The organism is Sporosarcina sp. FSL K6-6792 (genome assembly GCF_038004885.1).
Taxonomy (GTDB): domain Bacteria; phylum Bacillota; class Bacilli; order Bacillales_A; family Planococcaceae; genus Sporosarcina; species Sporosarcina psychrophila.
In genome coordinates this window covers 2,073,506-2,093,386 of the sequence record NZ_JBBOSA010000001.1, presented here as the reverse complement: position 1 = coordinate 2,093,386, position 19,881 = coordinate 2,073,506, and the positions used below count along the sequence as shown (strand labels likewise).

Sequence of the window (19,881 nt, the reverse complement as noted above, 5' to 3'; positions counted from 1 at the left end):
ATGCCGAAATCCGGGAACTTGAAGAAAGTCGTTGTGTTAGGCGGCGGAACTGGTTTATCCACTTTGCTACGCGGATTAAAAAATTACCCTGTCGATTTGACTGCGGTCGTTACAGTAGCTGATGATGGCGGCAGTTCGGGCAGACTTCTTGACGAATATGACATACCACCTCCGGGTGATATTCGTAAAGTGATGGCAGCGCTTTCAGATGTAGAGCCATTAATCGAAGAAATGTTTGAATACCGCTTTGCTACTTCAGAGGATTTGAAAGGTCATTCACTCGGCAATCTTATGCTGGCTGCTATGACGGATATCACAGGTGATTTCGCACGAGCAGTCGAACAAATGAGCAGGGTACTAAACATAAAAGGGAAAGTATTACCAGCCGCTAATCAGCGGATCACATTGCACGCAGAACTCGAAGACGGTACAATCGTGACGGGTGAATCGAAAATACCGGTTTACGAACGTAAAATTCGTAAAGTGTATTTATCACCACAAGAAGTTGAACCGTTACCTGAAACAATAGAGGCAATCAATTCTGCTGACCTGATCATTATTGGCCCAGGCAGCCTATATACAAGCATCTTGCCGGCACTGCTTGTCCAATCAATTCGTAAAGCGGTCTTGTCATGTAAGGCAAAAAAGGTGTATATTAACAACTTGACGACGCAAGCAGGAGAAACACACCGCTATACAGCTTCGGAGCATGTGCAGGCATTATATGATCATGCGGGTGAACCTTTTATCGACACGGTTTTATTGAACGGCACAGAATTTTCTGCGTTGCAGGGTGGGAAAGAATGGACGGGACCTCCCTGGCCTGTCGAAAACGATTTGGAAACGCTTCAACAACTTGTACCAAATATCGTAGTAAAAGACATTTGCTTATTATTAAATGGAACTATCATACATGATTCCGAAAAAGTAGCTAAATGGCTTATAGAATATATGGAAAATGGGATCGAAACGGAACAGACGTGATCGTCGCCGAGAAAGGGGAAGAATCATGTCTTTTGCTTCAGAAACAAAAAAGGAAATGACACAGATAGAAGCGGATGACTGTTGTGTAAAGGCAGAAGTAGCGGCGTTCATTAGGATGAATGGTGCACTTTCCTTTTCTAATAAACAGTTAAGTTTGGACGTACAAACTGAAAATGCAGCGATTGCCAGACGCCTATATACGAATTTAAAACGATTGTATCCTTATAAAGTAGAGTTGCTTGTTCGAAAAAAGATGCGCTTGAAAAAAAATAACGTTTACATTTGCCGGATTCGAGGTGGAGCAAAAGCTCTTTTGGAAGAACTACTAATCCTGACGGGAACATTTCAATTTAAAAATGAGATTTCAAAGGAATTGGTTAAAAAGAGATGCTGTCAACGCGCTTATCTGCGGGGGGCTTTTCTGGCAGGGGGTTCCGTGAATAACCCGGAAACATCTTCTTATCACCTTGAAATCTTTTCGATATATAAAGAACATAGTGAAGACTTAGTCGATCTGATGAACAAATACCATTTGAATGCGAAGTCGATTGAACGGAAAAAAGGGTATATTGCTTATTTGAAAGAAGCTGAAAAAATATCGGATTTCCTTAGCATCGTCGGCGCGCATGTGAGCTTAATGAAGTTTGAAGATGTACGAATTATACGCGATATGCGGAATAGTGTGAACAGGCTTGTGAATTGTGAAACCGCGAATATGAATAAAACAATTGGTGCAGCACAGCGCCAAGTTGAAAATATAAAGTTTATTGAAAGTACGATTGGACTTGCTGAATTACCAGATAGATTACAAGAAATCGCAAGGCTTCGGGTCGACAATCAGGATATTACGTTGAAGGAACTTGGAGAACTGGTTTCGGGTGGAATGGTAAGTAAATCAGGTGTGAACCATCGCTTAAGAAAAATTGAAGAAATTGCGGAAAATCTTCGCAATGGGGGAATCGGTAGTCGGTAAATCCACTGTCGAACCAAGAGAGGAGCTGGCGCTGTCATGGCAGAACGAATAGTTGAAGTGAAGTTGAAATCAGGATTGCAAGCAAGGCAAGCAGCACTATTTGTCCAAGAGGCAAATAGGTTTTTGTCAGACGTATTTTTGAAAAAAGAAGAACGCCAAGTAAATGCTAAAAGTATAATGGGGATCATGAGCCTAGCCATCGCGCGCGGCACGACTGTTACGTTGATTGCAGAAGGAATTGACGAAGAACAGGCTCTAGAATCACTCGCAGTTCTTGTTGAAAATGGAAATTAAATAAAACAATCACCGTTAGCGCTGTCAAACGACAAGTGGTAACGGTTTTTTTATGGAGACTGGATGTGAATTCATGACAATAACGGTTAGTCATGTCAATAGGGTGTGAAGTCATGGCGATAGGGTGTGAAGTCATGGGGATGTGGCCCGAACTCATGGCGAGGAGATAAATAGTCATGGCAATAACGGTTAGTCATGGCAATAGGATGTGAAGTCATGGAGATGTGGCCCGAAGTCATGGCGAGGAGATAAATAGTCATGGCAGGAGCGGTTAGTCATGGCAATAGGGTGTGAATTCATGGAGATGTGGCCCGAAGTCATGGCAATAGGGTGTGAATTCATGGGGATGCGCCCCGAAGTCATGGAAAGTCCGTAAACTATCGCAGCACCCTCCCCAAAAATACGACAAAAAAATATTCATCTGCTTGTTAAAAGCAGACGAATATTTTACAGTATAAACCTTATACTGGGATATGCCCTCGGCGAGAATCGAACTCACATCTTAAGCTTCGGAGGCTCACGTGCTATCCGTTGCACCACGAGGGCGTTACAAATCGGCTATCTTTTGCAGCAGACTAGATTCATTATACTGGTGTAGCTCAATGAATGCAATGCTTATTTTGAAAGCGTTATATTTGACCTTCGTTGACCATACTATGTATGATAAAGTTACAGTTGAAACGAAGTTATGTTTCAATAGGTAGACAACACTATCCAGCTTGAAGGAGGAAATAGAATGAATCTAATACCTACAGTAATTGAACAGACTAGCCGCGGTGAGCGTGCTTACGACATCTATTCACGTCTATTGAAAGACCGTATCATCATGCTTGGAAGTGGAATCGATGACAACGTTGCGAACTCTATCGTTGCTCAACTCCTATTTTTAGAAGCAGAAGATCCGGATAAAGATATTTCCATCTACATTAATAGCCCCGGGGGAAGCGTCACTGCTGGTATGGCGATTTTTGACACAATGCAATTCATCAAACCTGACATCCAAACAATTTGTATGGGGATGGCTGCATCTATGGGATCGTTCCTACTAGCGGCGGGTACTAAAGGGAAACGTTATGCGCTTCCTAACGCAGAAGTAATGATTCACCAACCATTAGGTGGAGCACAAGGGCAAGCAACAGAAATTGAAATTGCTGCAAAACATATCCTTTTCACTCGTGAAAAACTAAACTTGATTCTTGCTGAGCGTACTGGCCAATCGGTTGAAGTAATTGCGAGAGATACGGACCGCGACAACTTTATGACAGCTGAACGTGCGAAAGAGTATGGTTTAATTGACCATATTATTACACGCAGTGACATGAAAGACGGAGCTAAAACTAAACCTGAATCTAAATAAGTTCTACAAAAGTCGGCTTTCCATTATGGGAAGCCTTTTTTTGTGGCTATAAATAAACGTTGCCGTAGAATAAATGAAACCTTTTCAATCGTCATACTGTATATACTACTGTAGAAAAAGTTTCGGTACGGTGTGCGATAGGGTAAATGAAAGTAACTAACTCGTGAGGAGTGTTAACATGAAAAAAGTTTTAGGACCAATTGCGGTAATCGTAATTATACTTGCAGTTTTGGCTATGATACTGGTTCCAAGTTATAACAAATTCGTTAATTTAGAAGAAGATGTGGACCAGGCGTATGCACAAGTTGAAAATCAACTACAACGGAGGCTCGATCTGATACCGAACTTGGTAAGCACGGTTAAAGGTTTCGCGAGCCATGAAAAAGAGATTATCAGTGACATTGCAGATTCCCGTGCAAGACTTGCCGGAGCAAATGGGCCCGTAGAACAAGCGGATGCAAACGCTGACTTATCGGGTGCGCTTAGTCGTCTCCTTGTCGTCGTCGAGAATTATCCTGATTTAAAAGCAAATGAAAATTTCACTAAGTTGATGGATGAACTGGCTGGAACTGAAAACCGTCTGGGCGTTGCGCGTAAGGATTATAACGACGTAGTCGCCAATTACAATAGGCAAGTAAAAAGATTCCCTGGAAAAATCGTTGCATCCATTTTCGGATATGATGAAAAGGAATACTTTAAAGCCGATGCAGCTGCAAATGAAGTACCGAATGTCGATTTTGGAGATGACAAGGAATGATTAGAAAAGCTGTCCGCATACTGGTGACGGCATGTCTGATTGTTTTTACATCGTTAAACTCAGCAGTGTTTTCGGCTGATGCTGCTGTTCCAGTCGTTCAAGATTCTGCGAATGTGTTGTCCGCTGAACAGAAAGCGGAACTTGAGCAATATGGGATTCAATTAAATAATGCTACGACAGCGGAACTTGCGGTATTGATCCTCCCGAGCATAGGCGATAAGCCAGTTGAGGAATATGCAGTAGAGAAGCTTAGGGAATTTAAATTAGGCAATAAGGAAAAAAATAATGGAGCTTTGCTAGTTGTTACAACAGAGAAAAATTCCGATGGTAAACGACATTTCGAACTATCAGTCGGGTATGGATTAGAGGGTGCCCTTCCGGACGGAAAAGTCGGAAGTATAATGGATGAAGTAGCTGTTCCTTATTTGAATAAGCAACAGCCTGACATGGCGATCATGGAAGCATATAAATCATTCTATAATGAAATCGCAGCTGAATATGGCTGGGATGGCGCGGATGTGCCCGTCACAACTATAGATTCCGACTCAAGTGATGGGGGATTCGGTATTCCATTCCCCGTCATCCTTTTCATCATTATTTACATTGTCTTCCGTGTTATCAGTAATAGAGGAGGCCGAGGAGGCGGAGGCGGTTCGGGCGGACGGCGTAGCGGAGGGCCAATTTTCTTCCCGGGTTCTTTTGGGGGCAGAAGTGGTGGCGGTAGTTCCGGCGGCGGTTTTGGTGGTTTCGGTGGCGGTGGTTCCGGCGGTGGTGGCGGAGCAGGCCGAAGCTGGTAAAAAAATTATCTGGTGGCATGCACAGGCAATATCCTGTGCATGCCGCCCATTATTCTATTATAATGAAGGTATTATAGAGGTAGCGAGGTGCATTAGAGTGCATGTGACATTTTACACAAAACCCGGTTGTCACCTTTGTGATGAAGCTGAATTAATGATGAAACTTGTCCAAGAGGATTTCCCGCTGACGTGGACGAAAGTAGATATAGAAACTGATGATGAAAATCATGAGAAATATATGTTTTTGATTCCTGTCATCGAAAAAGATGGCGATGTAATGCTTTACGGGTCAATTGGCTACGCTGATATCATTGATTTATTCTGATAATTAATGCTGTATTGTTTGTAAAGTCGAATGAAAAGAGCTATAATGAAGTTAGAAATATTTTTTTGCTTTATGTGGGACGCTATTCAGTATGTAGGGTCGTTAAATGTCCCTATGGTAAAGAGGAGGGCAGCCATTGGACGTTTTGATGGATGCACAGAGTAAACTCGTACCAGAAATGATGGAGTTAATGCAGCAAAGATATCGGATATTAAAGCTTGTAAAAATGGCTGGTCCAATTGGAAGGCGTCCACTCGGTCAGATGGCTGGTTTATCGGAGCGGGAAACGCGAACCATGATGGATACGCTAAGGGGTCAAAATCTGATTACTGTTGCAAAAGACGGAGCTTCAATTACCACTGAAGGATTGACTGTCTTACTTGCTCTTGAGTCTTCAATGGAAGACTGGTCGGGCCGTACGTCTATTGCAAAGAGACTAATGGAATTCCTTGGCATTCAATCAGTCAAAGTTGTTGCAGGTAACTGCGATACCGATACCGCTTCGAAAAGCTTACTTGGTATGGAGGCAGCGAAACAATTTTCTTCTAAAATTGACGAGGGCAAAGTAGTCGCCGTCACTGGAGGAAGTACAATTGCATCGATTCCACTTCATATCGAAAAGTTTAGCGGTACCAATAATCTGCTATTCATCGCTGCAAGAGGCGGTGTAGGAGATGATATTGGTTTGCAAGCGAATGTCATTGCGGCCTCTTTCGCCTCGGCATGCGGAGGTACGTATAGTACATTTTATTATCCAGAGTCGTTAAGCGAAGAAGCCCATGAAGCGTTCCGAAAAGAACCTTCCGTCTTGAAAATGCTTGAACTTTATGACACAACAGATTGTGTTCTGCATGGAGTAGGCGACGCGCAAACAATGGCAATTATGCGTAATTCGCCTACAGAAGAGCGAGATATGATCCAAGACAATGGAGCTAAAGGCGAAGCATTCGGTTATTATTTTGACCAGGATGGTAACGTTGTCCACAGATTACGGACAATCGGTATCCAAACTGGCCATCTCGAGAAGATTCCGCTTATCATTTCAGTCGCAGGCGGCAGCAGTAAAGCTGAAGCTATCTTGGCTTATATGGCAAGTGCGCCTAAACAAACGATTTTAGTAACTGATGAAGGTGCAGCAACTGAAATGCTGAAAATACTCGTCAATAAATAAACGCATAAATGACTAAGACGGGTATTTTCAGGGAATAGGTTTAGATGGGCTTTGTGTAAATGTAGCTATAAGAAATTTTTTAATAGAGAACGGTGTCTAGGCTCCAGGCGCCAACCCCTTGGGTCATAAGCCGTTTTGCTGTGGTGGCTGAAGTACGCCTCCTCGCAAACCGTCTTATGCCTGTCGGGGCTGGACGGCGCCTTGCGCTTTTCTCACTATAAACTAAAAAAAACAACATGGAGGAATATATTATGACTTTGAAACTTGCGATTAACGGATTTGGACGGATTGGGCGTAAAGTATTCCGCGAAGCTTTGAAACAAGAGGAAATTGAAATTGTAGCAGTGAACGATTTGACGGATGCAGCAATGCTTGCACATCTTTTGAAGTATGACTCTGTACATGGCGTATTTGACGCGGAAGTCAGTTTTGATAATGACACGCTTATTGTCGATGGCAAAAGAGTGAAAGTATATGCAGAAAAAGATCCAGCAGCGCTACCATGGGGCACACTTGGGGTTGACGTTGTCGTTGATTCGACAGGCGTATTTACGGACAGAGCTGGACTGAACAAACACCTTGAAGCGGGTGCGAAAAAAGTTATCTTGTCATCACCGGCAAAAGGCGATATCACGACACTTGTAATGGGTGTTAACCACGAGTCATACGATCCGGCAAATGATAACATCGTATCGAATGCATCATGTACGACAAACTGTCTTGCTCCAGTTGTAAAAGTACTTCACAACGAATTCGGTATAAAACGCGGTCTAATGACAACAATTCACTCGTACACAAATGACCAACGCATTTTGGATTTACCGCATTCGGATTACAGACGTGCTCGTGCAGCTGCAGAAAACATGATTCCAACTACGACAGGCGCAGCTTCAGCTGTAACAAAAGTTATTCCTGAATTGAAAGGTAAACTTGACGGTATGGCTGTCCGCGTTCCAACACCAAACGTTTCACTCGTTGACTTTGTCGCTGAACTTGAGAAAGATGTGACAATTGCTGATGTGAACAATGCATTGAAAAACGCGTCTGAAAATGAGCTAAAAGGTTTCTTGGCTTATAATGAACTCCCACTAGTTTCTAAAGATTATAACGGAAATACTTCATCATCTACTGTAGATGGTCTTTCAACGATGGTCCTTGAAGACAACATGGTGAAAGTAATTACTTGGTATGACAACGAATCAGCTTATTCTGCACGTTGTGTGGACTTGGCACTTTATATGTTTGGTAAAGGTCTATAATTCAGTTAAATATAGCCATAAACAATAAAACCCCTTATAATGTAGTTGGGTAAGAGGAGCGGGGGTTACCCCGTTCCTCATTTTTTTTTAGTATATATGGAGGTGGGCGTTTTCATGGTGTCGAAAAAGACGATGAAAGATATGCAGCTTGAAGGGAAACGCGTTTTTTGCCGGGTAGATTTCAATGTGCCTATGGAAGATGGGAATGTAACGGATGATACAAGGATCCGTGCAGCAATTCCGACCATCAATTATATGGTAGCTCAGGGTGCGAAAGTTATTCTCGCGAGTCATTTAGGACGTCCAAAAGGCGAAGTGAATGAAGACATGCGGCTTACTGCTGCAGGCGAAAAACTTGCGGAATTGATTGGCAAGCCGGTAACAAAGCTCGATTCATCCATTGGGAAAGAAGTGGAAGAAACCATTTCGACAATGAAAAATGGCGATATCATTCTGCTTGAAAATGTTAGGTTCCATGCTGGAGAAGAAAAGAATGATGCAGGACTAGCGAAGCAATTTGCGGAACTCGCTGATGTTTTCGTCAATGATGCATTCGGTGCTGCACACCGTGCACATGCTTCTACTGCGGGCATAGCGCAACATATTCCGGCTGTATCTGGCCTCCTTCTTGAAAAAGAATTGGATATTCTCAGTAAGGCATTATCAGAGCCTGACCGTCCGTTCACAGCAATTATTGGCGGAGCTAAAGTGAAAGACAAAATTGGCGTCATCGATCATCTATTAGACAAAGTGGATAACTTGATTATCGGCGGCGGATTATCATATACATTTGCAAAAGCACAAGGCCATGAAATAGGAGATTCGCTCCTTGAGGAAGATAAAATCGACCTGGCGAACTCATTTATTCAGAAAGCCAAAGAAAAAGGCGTTAATTTATACTTACCAATCGACGTTGTCATAGCGGATGCGTTTTCAAAAGATGCAGAGACAAAAAACGTGAATATCGATTCCATACCAGAAGGATGGATGGGTCTGGATATTGGACCAAAAACAGCTGAACTTTACGCAGACGTTATTAAAGAGTCGAAATTGATCATTTGGAACGGGCCTATGGGTGTGTTTGAAATGGAGCCGTTCGCGGGTGGCACACAACGAGTTGCAAAAGCGATGGCTGAAACAAAAGCATATACAGTTATTGGTGGGGGCGATTCAGCCGCTGCTGTCGAAAAGTTCGGCGTAGGAGATAAAATGGATCACATTTCAACTGGTGGAGGCGCTTCTCTTGAATTCATGGAGGGAAAAGACCTACCGGGCCTCACTGCACTGAACGATAAATGATCGGGGGGAAACATTTTGCGAAAACGAATAATTGCGGGTAACTGGAAAATGTACAAGTCTCTTGAAGAAGCGAAAAGTTTCGCGATAGAAGTGCAAGAAAAAGCAGCAGCTTCAGAAAAATTGGAAGCGGTTATCTGTCCACCCGCTTTATACCTTTCAGAACTTGTACAAATTACAAAAGGTTCAGCAGTCGGTATTGGTGCACAAACGATGCATGACGTAAAAGAAGGTGCTTTCACGGGCGAAATCAGTCCAGCGATGCTGTCAGAAATCGGCGTTGGCTATGTTGTCCTGGGTCATTCTGAGCGTCGCCAGTACTTCAACGAAACAGATGAATCCGTCAACAAGAAAGTCCATGCTGCATTTGACTACAAGCTTACGCCAATCGTCTGTGTGGGAGAGTCACTTGAAGATCGGGAAAGTGGACAAACAGTTGAATTAGTAGCAGGACAAGTGAAAAAAGCATTCGAAGGCGTCAGCGCTGATTTAGCGGCACAAGCAGTCATAGCTTATGAGCCAATCTGGGCTATCGGTACAGGTAAAACAGCAACTGCACAAGATGCCAATGAAGTATGTGGAGCAATCCGTACGACAATCGGCGAATTATATAATGAAACAGTTGCAGACCAAATTCGTATTCAATATGGCGGTAGCGTTAAACCGGACAATATTGAAGAACTTCTCACAATGGAACATATCGATGGCGCACTTGTCGGCGGCGCAAGTTTGGATCCTGCATCATTCTTGAAATTGCTAGAGGCTGGAGCACATGAGTAAAAGTCCGGTAGCGCTTATCATTTTGGATGGCTTTGGCCTTCGTGATGACAAGCTAGGAAATGCAGTTGCGCAGGCGAACAAGCCGAATTACGATCTATTATGGAACAACTTCCCGCATTCAACGCTGACAGCTTGTGGGGAGGCGGTAGGTCTTCCTGAAGGACAGATGGGTAACTCTGAAGTAGGGCATCTGAATATTGGAGCTGGTCGCGTCGTCTATCAAAGTTTGACTCGTATTAATAAGTCAATCAGGGAAGCTGACTTTTTCGATAACGAAACGCTTCTGAGAGCAGTTACACACGCGAAGGAAAACGGCTCTGCACTCCATCTGATGGGGTTACTATCCGACGGTGGTGTACATAGCCATTATGAGCATCTATTTGCACTTCTTCGTCTAGCGAAGTTGAATGGGCTTGATAAAGTATTTGTCCATGCCTTCCTGGATGGCCGTGATGTGAGCCCACAATCTTCTCTTGATTACATTGAAAAGACTGAAACATTCATGCAAGAGTTGGGTGTTGGCAAGTTTGCAAGTATTTCAGGACGGTATTATGCGATGGATCGTGATAAGCGCTGGGAGCGTTTGGAAAAGGTCTACCGTGCAATTGTTGAAGGCGCTGCTTTAACGGCAGCTACGCCGACTGCAGGCGTACTAGCGTCGTATAAGCAAGGCGTTCATGATGAATTCGTTGTACCATTCCTTATAGAAGAACTTGGTAAACCGGTTGCGACGGTTGAAGACGGGGATGCAGTTGTATTCTTTAATTTCCGTCCGGATCGTGCCATTCAGCTTTCACGCGCCTTAACAGATTCTACTTTTGATGAATTTGAAACAGGAACGAAAAGATATAAAGATTTGAAGTTTGTGACATTCACTCATTATAGTGACGACATTGTTGCAGATGTCGCTTATAGTAGTGACAACTTGGAAAACACTCTTGGTGAAGTTATCGCCCGCAACGGTTTGACACAACTGCGCATTGCGGAAACCGAGAAATTTCCACATGTCACTTTTTTCATGAGTGGCGGACGAGAAGACAAGTTCATAGGTGAAGAACGAATCTTGATAGCTTCACCGAAAGTTGCAACGTATGACTTGCAACCGGAGATGAGTGCTTACCAAGTGACGGAATCGCTTATTGAAGGAATTGAAGCGAATCGTTTTGATGCAATTATTCTCAATTTCGCAAATCCCGACATGGTCGGGCATAGTGGAATGCTGGAACCAACCATCAAAGCGATTGAAACGGTTGATATATGCCTTGGCAAAATTATCGACGCAATCCATGCTAAAGGCGGTACGGCAATCGTAACGGCTGATCATGGAAATGCTGATGAAGTAACTACGCAAGACGGGGCTCCGATGACGGCGCACACAACGAATCCGGTTCCGGTTATCGTTACGAAGGCGGGAATTAGTTTGCGCGAAGGCGGTAAACTCGCAGACTTGGCACCAACAATGCTAAAATTGTTACAAGTAGAACAACCGGTAGAAATGACCGGCACACCATTATTTTAAAAAGGGGAGAATGACATGCCAATCATTACACTTATCCAAGCGAGAGAAGTACTTGATTCACGTGGAAATCCAACAGTAGAGGTTGAAGTATTTACGGAAAGCGGTGCATTTGGTCGGGCAATCGTTCCATCTGGCGCTTCAACAGGCGAATATGAAGCAGTAGAACTACGTGACGGTGATCCGGATCGCTACTTGGGCAAGGGTGTTCTTCAAGCGGTTGACCATGTTAATGAAGTTATTTCGGCGGAATTGGAAGATGCGTTTTCAGTTCTTGATCAAGTGACGATTGACAAAGCGTTGATTGAAATTGATGGTACTGCCAACAAAGGTAAATTGGGCGCAAATGCAATTCTTGGCGTATCGATAGCTGTCGCACATGCTGCTTCTGATTATCTTGATATTCCCCTTTATCAATATCTAGGCGGCATTAACGCAAAACAATTGCCAGTGCCAATGATGAACATTCTAAACGGTGGCGAGCATGCGGATAACAACGTGGATATTCAAGAATTTATGGTAATGCCAGTCGGCGCTACTTCATTCCACGAAGGTCTTCGTATGGGCGCGGAAATTTTCCATACCCTTAAGACTGTTCTACAGGCAAAAGGCATGAATACATCAGTGGGTGATGAAGGCGGATTCGCTCCGAACTTATCTTCCAATGAAGAAGCTTTGTCTATTATCCTTGAAGCAATCGAAAAAGCAGGCTACAAACCAGGTGAGGAAGTTCTCCTTGCAATGGACGTTGCAGCATCTGAGTTTTTCAATAAAGAAGATGGTACGTACAATCTTGCTGGCGAAGGTATCGTAAAAACATCGGCAGAAATGGTTGATTGGTATGAAGAGCTTTGCAGTAAGTATCCAATCATCTCTATCGAAGATGGTTTGGATGAAAATGACTGGGCGGGTCATAAACTATTGACGGACCGCTTAGGCAAAAAAATCCAACTTGTCGGAGATGACTTGTTCGTAACGAACACAGAAAAACTGGCACGAGGAATTGAAGAGGGTATTGGTAACTCAATCCTTATTAAAGTGAACCAAATCGGTACATTGACGGAAACGTTTGATGCGATTGAAATGGCGAAGCGCGCTGGCTATACGGCAGTTATTTCCCACCGTTCAGGTGAATCAGAAGATACGACAATTGCTGATATCGCAGTTGCAACAAACGCTGGACAAATCAAAACGGGTGCACCATCTCGTACGGACCGCGTTGCGAAATACAACCAATTGCTTCGTATTGAAGATCAGCTAGATGATACTGCTGAATATCTTGGTGTTAAAACGTTTTATAACTTGAAAAAATAATGATTGCTAAAAACCCGCTTCGGCGGGTTTTTCTTTGGTTTTTAATAGATTGAGTGGAAACTCACTGAGTGACTATGAGAACTTCTGTCTTAAAATTAGAACAATAGGTTGTAACACCAGTCTGTTTTTGGTAAAATAGAACTGTTGTGAAGTTCGAATCGGGAGGTGGAACAAAATGCATACTTTGCTGATGACACTGCTCGTAATCGTAGCACTATCATTGATCGTAGTCGTATTATTGCAATCTGGGAAAAGCGCAGGTCTATCAGGAGCCATCTCTGGCGGAGCCGAACAACTTTTCGGGAAACAAAAAGCACGTGGACTTGACCTCGTACTTCAACGGGTCACTGTTGTACTTGCCGTTTTGTTTATCGTATTGGCAATCGTCATTATGAAAGTATAATCTTAAATAGACCATTATCGCCTGACCTTCCGACTGGTCGGGCGTTTTTTATTAAAAGTAGGGAAGTATAAGTTTTCTACTGGGGTCGTTGTCTAGCTCCAGGCGCCAACTCCTCGGGACATAAGTCAGTCAGGCTATTCGGCAAAGAACGCCGCTTAGCCCGCCCGTCTTATGCCTGTCGGAGCTGAACGGCGCCTTACGCTTTTCTTAGTGTCTAGACTCCAGGTGCCAGCCGCTCGGGTCATAAGCAATCCAGCTATGTGGCAAAGAGCGCCACGTCGCTGGATCGACTTATGCCTGTCGCGGGCCTACAGGATGTAGGTCATGCAGCTGTTGCCACAGGAAGTGGCGTACTTAAGCTGCTATCCTTTTTTGGCGCCTTGCACTTTTCTTAGAAAGGATGATCTAAATGAGAATTGCACAACCGAAACCATTCTTTTTCGAAAGAGGGAAGCGTGCAGTTTTACTGCTACATGGATTTACAGGTACCTCAGCGGACGTACGGATGTTGGGACGGTTTCTTGAAAAGGAAGGCTACACCTCGCTTGCACCCCATTACAAAGGCCACGGTGTTCCCCCAGAAGAATTGATCCACACAGGTCCCGAAGAGTGGTGGGAAGATGTTCTTGCGGGTTATAATCAATTAAAGGAAGCTGGATATGATGAGATTGCAGTTGCGGGATTGTCATTAGGAGGCGTATTTTCACTCAAATTAGGGTATAACAAGCCAGTGAAGGGTATTGTTACAATGTGCGCGCCAATGTCGATGAGAACAACTGACATTATGTATGAAGGTGTCCTTAAATATGCACGGGAGTATAAGAAGTTTGAAGGGAAAGCCGAAGAAGACATCGAAAGAGATATAGAGGCATTACGTGCGCAAAATATGCCTTCTCTCGAAGAACTTCGTGCACTTGTCTATGATGTACGAGATCATATCGATCACATCTATGCACCGCTATTTGTTGTGCAGGCTACAAACGATGATGTTATCGATACCGATTCCGCAAACATTATTTATGACAATACCGAATCAGACATAAAAAATATTAAATGGTATGAACAATCGGGACATGTCATTACACTCGGACCCGAAAAAGTGAAACTTCATGAAGATATTTTGAAATTCTTGGAATCATTGGACTGGAATGAGTGAAAGATAAGACCAATGACCATACTATAGACTTATAAGGAGTGATGCAATTGGATAGCTTAGAACAAGACATACAGCAAAAATTGCTGTCTCTAATGAAAGAAGAATCGTATAAGCCGCTAACCGTACAGGAAATCCAGGAAGTACTGGGATTTGAACAGGCGGCGGAGTTTAAGGAACTAGTGAAAATGCTTGTTGACCTTGAACAAAAAGGGCAAATTATTCGCTCGAAATCGAACCGTTATGGCGTGCCAGAAGGCATGAATCTCCTTCGTGGAAAATTCATCGGGCATGCAAAAGGATTTGGTTTTGTGGCACCGGATGTAGAAGGAATGGATGATGTATTCATACCACCACATGAAGTAAATGGCGCGATGAACGGAGATACTGTCCTCATACGTGTCGTTAATGCCACATCAGGCGGTAGACGTGAAGGGGCAATTACACGTGTCGTGGAACGCAAAACAACAAAGGTAGTGGGCATGTACCAGAACAATAAAGGCTTCGGTTTCGTTGTTCCTGATGATAAAAAATTACCAATGGACGTTTTCATCGGTAAAGGAGATTCACTTGATGCGGTTGATGGTCACAAAGTCGTTGTTGAAATAACAGACTGGCCTGTAGACGGGAAGTCAGCAACAGGTATGGTGACACAAATCCTTGGTCACAGAAATGATCCAGGCGTGGACATCTTGTCTATTATTCATAAGCATGGAATTGAAGTTGATTTTCCGCAAGCAGTACTAGACCAGGCAAATAAAATACCTGAAGAAGTTCAGGAAGAAGATTTGTTCAAACGTCGTGATCTCCGTGAAGAACTTTCGATAACAATTGATGGCGCGGATGCCAAAGACCTTGATGATGCCATTTCAGTTGTGAAAAACGACAATGGTAGCTATATATTATCTGTTCATATTTCGGATGTCAGTTATTATGTGACGGAGAATTCTGCAATGGGTGATGACGCTTATGACCGTGGAACAAGCGTGTACTTGACGGATAGAGTTATTCCGATGTTACCGCATAGATTATCGAACGGAATCTGTTCATTGAATCCAGGTGTCGATAGGCTTACGTTATCTTGTACGATGACGATAGACCGCAACGGGAAAGTCGTCGAGCACGAAATATTTGAGAGTGTTATTCGCTCGAAAGAACGTATGACTTATAATGAAGTTTATAAAATCATCGAAGAAAAAGATGAAGAACTTTCAGAGAAATATGCACATGTTGTTCCTATGATTAACCATATGGCAGACCTCGCGGCTATTTTGAAACAGAAGAGAGAAGATCGTGGAGCCATTGATTTCAATTTCAAGGAATCGAAAATCCTTGTTGATGAAAAAGGATGGCCAACGGATGTTGTCATTATGGAGCGTACTGTATCAGAACGCCTGATAGAAGAATTCATGCTTGCTGCGAACGAAACAATCGCGGAACATTTCCACTGGCTTAAAGTACCGTTCATTTACCGAATTCACGAAGATCCGAAAGCAGAGAAATTACAACGTTTCTTCGAATTTCTAACGAACTTTGGTGTTGTTGTAAAAGGAACGGGCAATAAGGTCCATCCAAAAGCGTTGCAGGAAATCGTTGAATCAATTGAGGGACTACCTGAAGAAACAGTTATTTCGACAATGCTCCTGCGTTCAATGCAACAGGCGAAGTATTTAGATCAAAGTCTGGGTCACTTTGGTTTATCCACAGAATTCTATACTCATTTCACGGCACCAATCCGCCGCTTCCCAGATTTGATCGTCCACCGTTTGATCCGGACATATCTAATTGAAAAAGACATGTCGACACAGACACTTGCGCATTGGAGTGCGATATTAGCTGATATTGCAGAGCATACATCTGAACGGGAACGTCGTGCAGTTGAAGCAGAACGTGATACAGAGTCACTGAAAAAAGCTCAATTTATGCTCGACAAAATTGGCGAAGAATTCGAAGGTGTTATTTCATCGGTTACAAACTTTGGTTTGTTTGTCGAACTGGAAAACACAATCGAAGGACTTGTTCACGTTAGTCATATGACAGATGATTATTATCGATTTGACGACAGACAAATGATGATGATTGGTGAACGTTCTGGCAAACAATACAGACTCGGCGACGAAGTAACCGTGAAAGTGATTGCTGTGAAGCCTGAAGAATCGACAATCGATTTTGAAATCGTTGGCATGAAACAAGACTTCCGTCGTACACGTAAAGAAACTCCGAAAGTCATCCATGCAAAGAAAAAGGATGGCGACAATAAATCTGGAGATAAATCAAAAGATAAAAAGAAAACAGGCACATATAGTAAAAAGAAAAAGTTCTATGAAGGCGCAGCGAAAAAAGCGGGTACTAAACCTAAGCCTAAAAAGAAAAAGTAAAGAAGGAGCGGTCTAGGCCGCTCCGCAGTTTTGCTTCCGGCTGTATTGTCACAAACTTTGAAAGGTTGCTTACCTGCGTCCAGCAGGCATAAGCGCTATTCAAAATTTGGATGCAATTACGCCGGGGCGTAATTGATTAAGGGGTGAAAGAAATGGCGAAAGGCCAGGGGAAGGTAGTCGCCGTTAATAAAAAGGCGAATCATGATTTTGCAATCGAAGAAACAATTGAGGCAGGTATTGTTCTACAAGGTACTGAAATCAAAGCAATTCGTACTAGTAAAGTTCAACTGCGTGATGCGTTTATAAGAATCCGCAATAACGAAGCGTGGATTACCAATATGCACATTAGCCCATATGACCACGGGAATCAGTTCAATCATGATCCGGTGCGTTCTAGAAAGTTACTTCTTCATAAAAAACAGATTAGCAAATTGATTGGACAAACGAAAGAACAGGGATCTGCGATTGTACCGATTAAGATGTATTTAAAAGACGGCTTTGCAAAAGTGTTAATTGGTGTTGGTAAAGGGAAGAAAGATTACGACAAACGCCAAGATCTGAAGAAAAAAGATGCGAAGCGTGAAATCGATCGTGCACTTAGAGATAGACAGAAATATTGAAGTTTTGATGGAAATGTGGTATACTAATTAATGTTCAAGTAGTTCAGAAGCCTTTAAATAGGTTCTCCTGACATCCCTTTGGGGACGTTACGGATTCGACAGGGGTCGTCTTAGCTTGAGTTGCGCGTCGGAGGGCTCGGCTCCGTCAGAAACGGCACCTTATAATAACAGGCAAAACTAACAACAACCTAGCATTCGCAGCGTAAGCTGTTGAATCTGCCTTACATTTCCATCGCCCATGTGGCATTTGTAGGGCTCAACCTTTAGTGGGATACGACGGCTGTTGCCTCTTGAGGCAGTCGGAAGAGACTTCCAAGATAGCGTACATGACGCCCTGATTGCCGGCATAATGCTACGCGAATCCAAATAGACAATCTACACGCGTAGATGCTTAAGTGTTAGAGCCTCTGGACGCGGGTTCGACTCCCGCCGTCTCCATATTAAAAACTGCTATAAACGCAGTCGTATCAACGGTTTTATAGAGGAGGGGTATTGAACGGGAGTTGAACTCCTGGTCAATATCCCTTTTCTGCTCCCTAGGGTAAATTATCATATTTCATGGTTTATAGACCTTCTAATCAAAATGATTGGGAGGTTTTTTGTATGTCTAGAGGTAGAAAAAAAGGAGTGTTTGCGGTAAGTGGTGATGTTGTGGTCATGCCGACAAAGGCGAAGGTATTAGAACGAGAAGGAATGTTAATCGAGGTAGCTCTTGATACAGTATTTCAGCAAATGAGGATTGCAGGGAACAGACAACGCACAATTGATAGCTATCAGTACATCTTTGTACAGTTTTCCACAACTTGCAAGCTTAGGTATGTAGAGGATATTACAATGGAAGCTCTATATTATTACCTAGATGTACTAGAGGTTAGTCCTGCAACAAAATTGATTCGCTTAAAGTCCACGAAGGCAGTTCTCAGCAAGTTTTTTAACAATGGTTGGATTAAGGAAAAGTTTTGGAATAGCATTCATATCAAGATTGATAAAGAGGTGAAAAAGGGAGCAAAGGAATCTGACATTGACAAGCTTCTAGAACTCATTGACCAGACCTCATTCGTTGGCTTTAGAGACGCAGGGGCGATTAAGTTGATGTACAAGACTGGTATTCGTATTCGTACGTTAGATGAGAATAATGTATTGGATTGGTTCGACGAATATGCAAAAAATAGTGGAATCGAAATGTACAAGCTGAAAAAATCAAGAGTTACAGTCTCATATGCTATAGGACAATTAATTGCAAATTCCTATAAGAACAGAAAAACAGATGATACTTTATCGATTGCAACAACAGCATTAAGCGAGATACTATCCATGATACCGGATGATTATGAGATATTAAAATACGTCTTAAATGTCTTTGGTGAAATGACTTATCCAATAGATTATAAGTATATAAACAGGTTTAAATGGTTTAAACAGCTTCTAGAAAACAATGGGGCAGCCGTTATTAATCGAGATAACAGCCGAAAAGATGTTGTAATATGCTCGAAAAAATTGGACTACTTACAGTATGGTAGCGTACTGGTTTTAGACGGGACAGCCAGACAAACTAACATAATTTATAAAGAAATGGGTTTCGAAATAAAACCTTTAAAGAATTACCATAACTACGAAGCAAGGTTGAAGGTACAGCATGTAAATATTAAAACCACTCAAGGTAGTCGGAATGGAGATCTTGCAATTTTCAATACTATCAGCGAGGATATAAAGTTATTGAGGAAAAGTAATTTAGAATTGAATCTATTACTTTTACCAGACAAAAAGGATATTGAAAAATACTACAAATTAGGTGCGATTACTGAAGAGCAATATGCAATTCACTTTCAAACAGTAGTAAGCGATGGAGTAAATCAGGAAGAATCAATGGCCTTAAACCTCCTCAATACAACGGGGCAAAACGAATTGTCAAAATATAACGGTTTAGCACTAGCAAATTTACCGATAAGACATCCAGACTTCTACAAATCCTATGCAATAGCACTATATGGAACAGAAATAAACATTTCATTGAAAAAAGGGAAACAGAAGAATGACGGTAATAGTAGTTGGTTTGAAAGTAAGAAGGTCAATGACATATATATAGGACTTCTCCTGGCGGATATTTTACAGATCATTCACAGGGCAAATATACGATTATTAAACACTAAAGAGCAATGTAATATCTATATTTATTCTGATATATTAACGGCCATCCAGCAGTTGGAGGTAAGTCTGAATTTAGATTTTGAAAAAAGATTATTAAGTAAAACATTTGAAACCGACTGTGAAAGCTATTTTAAAGAAGCGCGCGAGAAATTCGGGAATAATCATGAATTAAGAATGGGTAAAGTTTCGAATGGATTTAAGAAATGGTTCAATAGGCATTGGGATGACAGCGAAAAAAGAATAATAATGGAAAAAATAGCGGAGTCCAAATATAAGATTCATATTGACGATTTAGGAGGTCAAAAGGGAAAGATTTTGATTTTATCAGCATTTTAAACAAATCTAAACAAATTACT

General features: G+C 42.4%; 18 protein-coding genes, 1 tRNA gene and 1 other RNA gene. 19 read left to right on the top strand and 1 reads right to left on the bottom strand.

Going from position 1 to position 19,881, the window contains the following annotated elements:
- From MKZ26_RS10110 to MKZ26_RS10100, 3 genes are read left to right on the top strand one after another with little or no spacing between them, the layout of a single operon-like run.
- On the top strand, positions 1-984 hold the full coding sequence (locus MKZ26_RS10110) for a gluconeogenesis factor YvcK family protein (RefSeq protein WP_067213832.1): 984 nt from the start codon (positions 1-3) through the stop codon (positions 982-984).
- A gap of 25 nt (positions 985-1,009) precedes the next feature.
- The gene (gene whiA / locus MKZ26_RS10105) at positions 1,010-1,957 is read left to right on the top strand and encodes a DNA-binding protein WhiA (protein WP_067205985.1); all 948 of its coding nucleotides are present in this window, start codon (positions 1,010-1,012) and stop codon (positions 1,955-1,957) included.
- A 36-nt stretch (positions 1,958-1,993) separates the two neighbouring features.
- Complete coding sequence (locus MKZ26_RS10100) at positions 1,994-2,251, top strand: HPr family phosphocarrier protein (RefSeq protein WP_067205987.1); 258 nt, start codon at positions 1,994-1,996, stop codon at positions 2,249-2,251.
- Positions 2,252-2,725: 474 nt separating this feature from the next.
- Here MKZ26_RS10100 and MKZ26_RS10095 read toward each other — a convergent pair.
- Positions 2,726-2,797 (bottom strand) — tRNA-Arg (locus tag MKZ26_RS10095).
- Between the two features lie 190 nt (positions 2,798-2,987).
- On the opposite strand from MKZ26_RS10095, the gene clpP reads away from it, so the two are divergent.
- The 16 genes from clpP (at position 2,988) to MKZ26_RS10015 (ending at position 19,861) form a co-directional block, all read left to right on the top strand.
- The gene (gene clpP / locus MKZ26_RS10090) at positions 2,988-3,608 is read left to right on the top strand and encodes an ATP-dependent Clp endopeptidase proteolytic subunit ClpP (protein ID WP_067206000.1); all 621 of its coding nucleotides are present in this window, start codon (positions 2,988-2,990) and stop codon (positions 3,606-3,608) included.
- 178 nt (positions 3,609-3,786) lie between these two features.
- A complete protein-coding gene (locus MKZ26_RS10085; RefSeq protein WP_340766097.1) occupies positions 3,787-4,365 on the top strand; it encodes a LemA family protein in 579 nt (192 codons plus the stop codon).
- Positions 4,362-5,162, top strand: coding sequence for a TPM domain-containing protein (locus tag MKZ26_RS10080; protein WP_340766094.1), 801 nt, complete (start codon positions 4,362-4,364; stop codon positions 5,160-5,162). The genes MKZ26_RS10085 and MKZ26_RS10080 overlap by 4 nt, the downstream gene beginning before the upstream one ends.
- A complete protein-coding gene (locus tag MKZ26_RS10075) occupies positions 5,134-5,487 on the top strand; it encodes a glutaredoxin family protein (protein WP_340766093.1) in 354 nt (117 codons plus the stop codon). The genes MKZ26_RS10080 and MKZ26_RS10075 overlap by 29 nt, the downstream gene beginning before the upstream one ends.
- Before the next feature lie 136 nt (positions 5,488-5,623).
- On the top strand, positions 5,624-6,658 hold the full coding sequence (locus tag MKZ26_RS10070; RefSeq protein ID WP_340766091.1) for a sugar-binding transcriptional regulator: 1,035 nt from the start codon (positions 5,624-5,626) through the stop codon (positions 6,656-6,658).
- A gap of 251 nt (positions 6,659-6,909) precedes the next feature.
- The gene (gene gap, locus MKZ26_RS10065) at positions 6,910-7,917 is read left to right on the top strand and encodes a type I glyceraldehyde-3-phosphate dehydrogenase (RefSeq protein WP_067206007.1); all 1,008 of its coding nucleotides are present in this window, start codon (positions 6,910-6,912) and stop codon (positions 7,915-7,917) included.
- Between the two features lie 117 nt (positions 7,918-8,034).
- Complete coding sequence (locus MKZ26_RS10060; RefSeq protein ID WP_197485404.1) at positions 8,035-9,216, top strand: phosphoglycerate kinase; 1,182 nt, start codon at positions 8,035-8,037, stop codon at positions 9,214-9,216.
- Positions 9,217-9,231: 15 nt separating this feature from the next.
- Complete coding sequence (gene tpiA, locus MKZ26_RS10055; RefSeq protein ID WP_067206017.1) at positions 9,232-9,993, top strand: triose-phosphate isomerase; 762 nt, start codon at positions 9,232-9,234, stop codon at positions 9,991-9,993.
- A complete protein-coding gene (gpmI, locus tag MKZ26_RS10050; protein ID WP_067206019.1) occupies positions 9,986-11,512 on the top strand; it encodes a 2,3-bisphosphoglycerate-independent phosphoglycerate mutase in 1,527 nt (508 codons plus the stop codon). Before tpiA ends, gpmI begins: the two co-directional genes overlap by 8 nt.
- Before the next feature lie 15 nt (positions 11,513-11,527).
- Positions 11,528-12,823: a phosphopyruvate hydratase gene (eno, locus tag MKZ26_RS10045; protein ID WP_067206021.1), complete on the top strand. Its 1,296-nt coding sequence runs from the start codon at positions 11,528-11,530 to the stop codon at positions 12,821-12,823.
- A gap of 175 nt (positions 12,824-12,998) precedes the next feature.
- Positions 12,999-13,226 (top strand): preprotein translocase subunit SecG, encoded by a 228-nt coding sequence (gene secG / locus MKZ26_RS10040; RefSeq protein WP_067206024.1) that lies wholly within the window; start codon positions 12,999-13,001, stop codon positions 13,224-13,226.
- Positions 13,227-13,635: 409 nt separating this feature from the next.
- Positions 13,636-14,382 (top strand): alpha/beta hydrolase, encoded by a 747-nt coding sequence (locus tag MKZ26_RS10035; protein ID WP_340766088.1) that lies wholly within the window; start codon positions 13,636-13,638, stop codon positions 14,380-14,382.
- Between the two features lie 47 nt (positions 14,383-14,429).
- Entirely contained in the window at positions 14,430-16,757 is a 2,328-nt protein-coding gene (rnr, locus tag MKZ26_RS10030; protein WP_257722499.1) for a ribonuclease R, read from the top strand.
- Between the two features lie 152 nt (positions 16,758-16,909).
- The gene (gene smpB / locus MKZ26_RS10025) at positions 16,910-17,377 is read left to right on the top strand and encodes an SsrA-binding protein SmpB (protein ID WP_067206031.1); all 468 of its coding nucleotides are present in this window, start codon (positions 16,910-16,912) and stop codon (positions 17,375-17,377) included.
- Between the two features lie 80 nt (positions 17,378-17,457).
- Positions 17,458-17,818, top strand: a transfer-messenger RNA (tmRNA) gene (gene ssrA / locus MKZ26_RS10020).
- A gap of 162 nt (positions 17,819-17,980) precedes the next feature.
- Complete coding sequence (locus MKZ26_RS10015; protein ID WP_340766086.1) at positions 17,981-19,861, top strand: hypothetical protein; 1,881 nt, start codon at positions 17,981-17,983, stop codon at positions 19,859-19,861.
- The last annotated feature ends 20 nt before the right edge of the window (positions 19,862-19,881 follow it).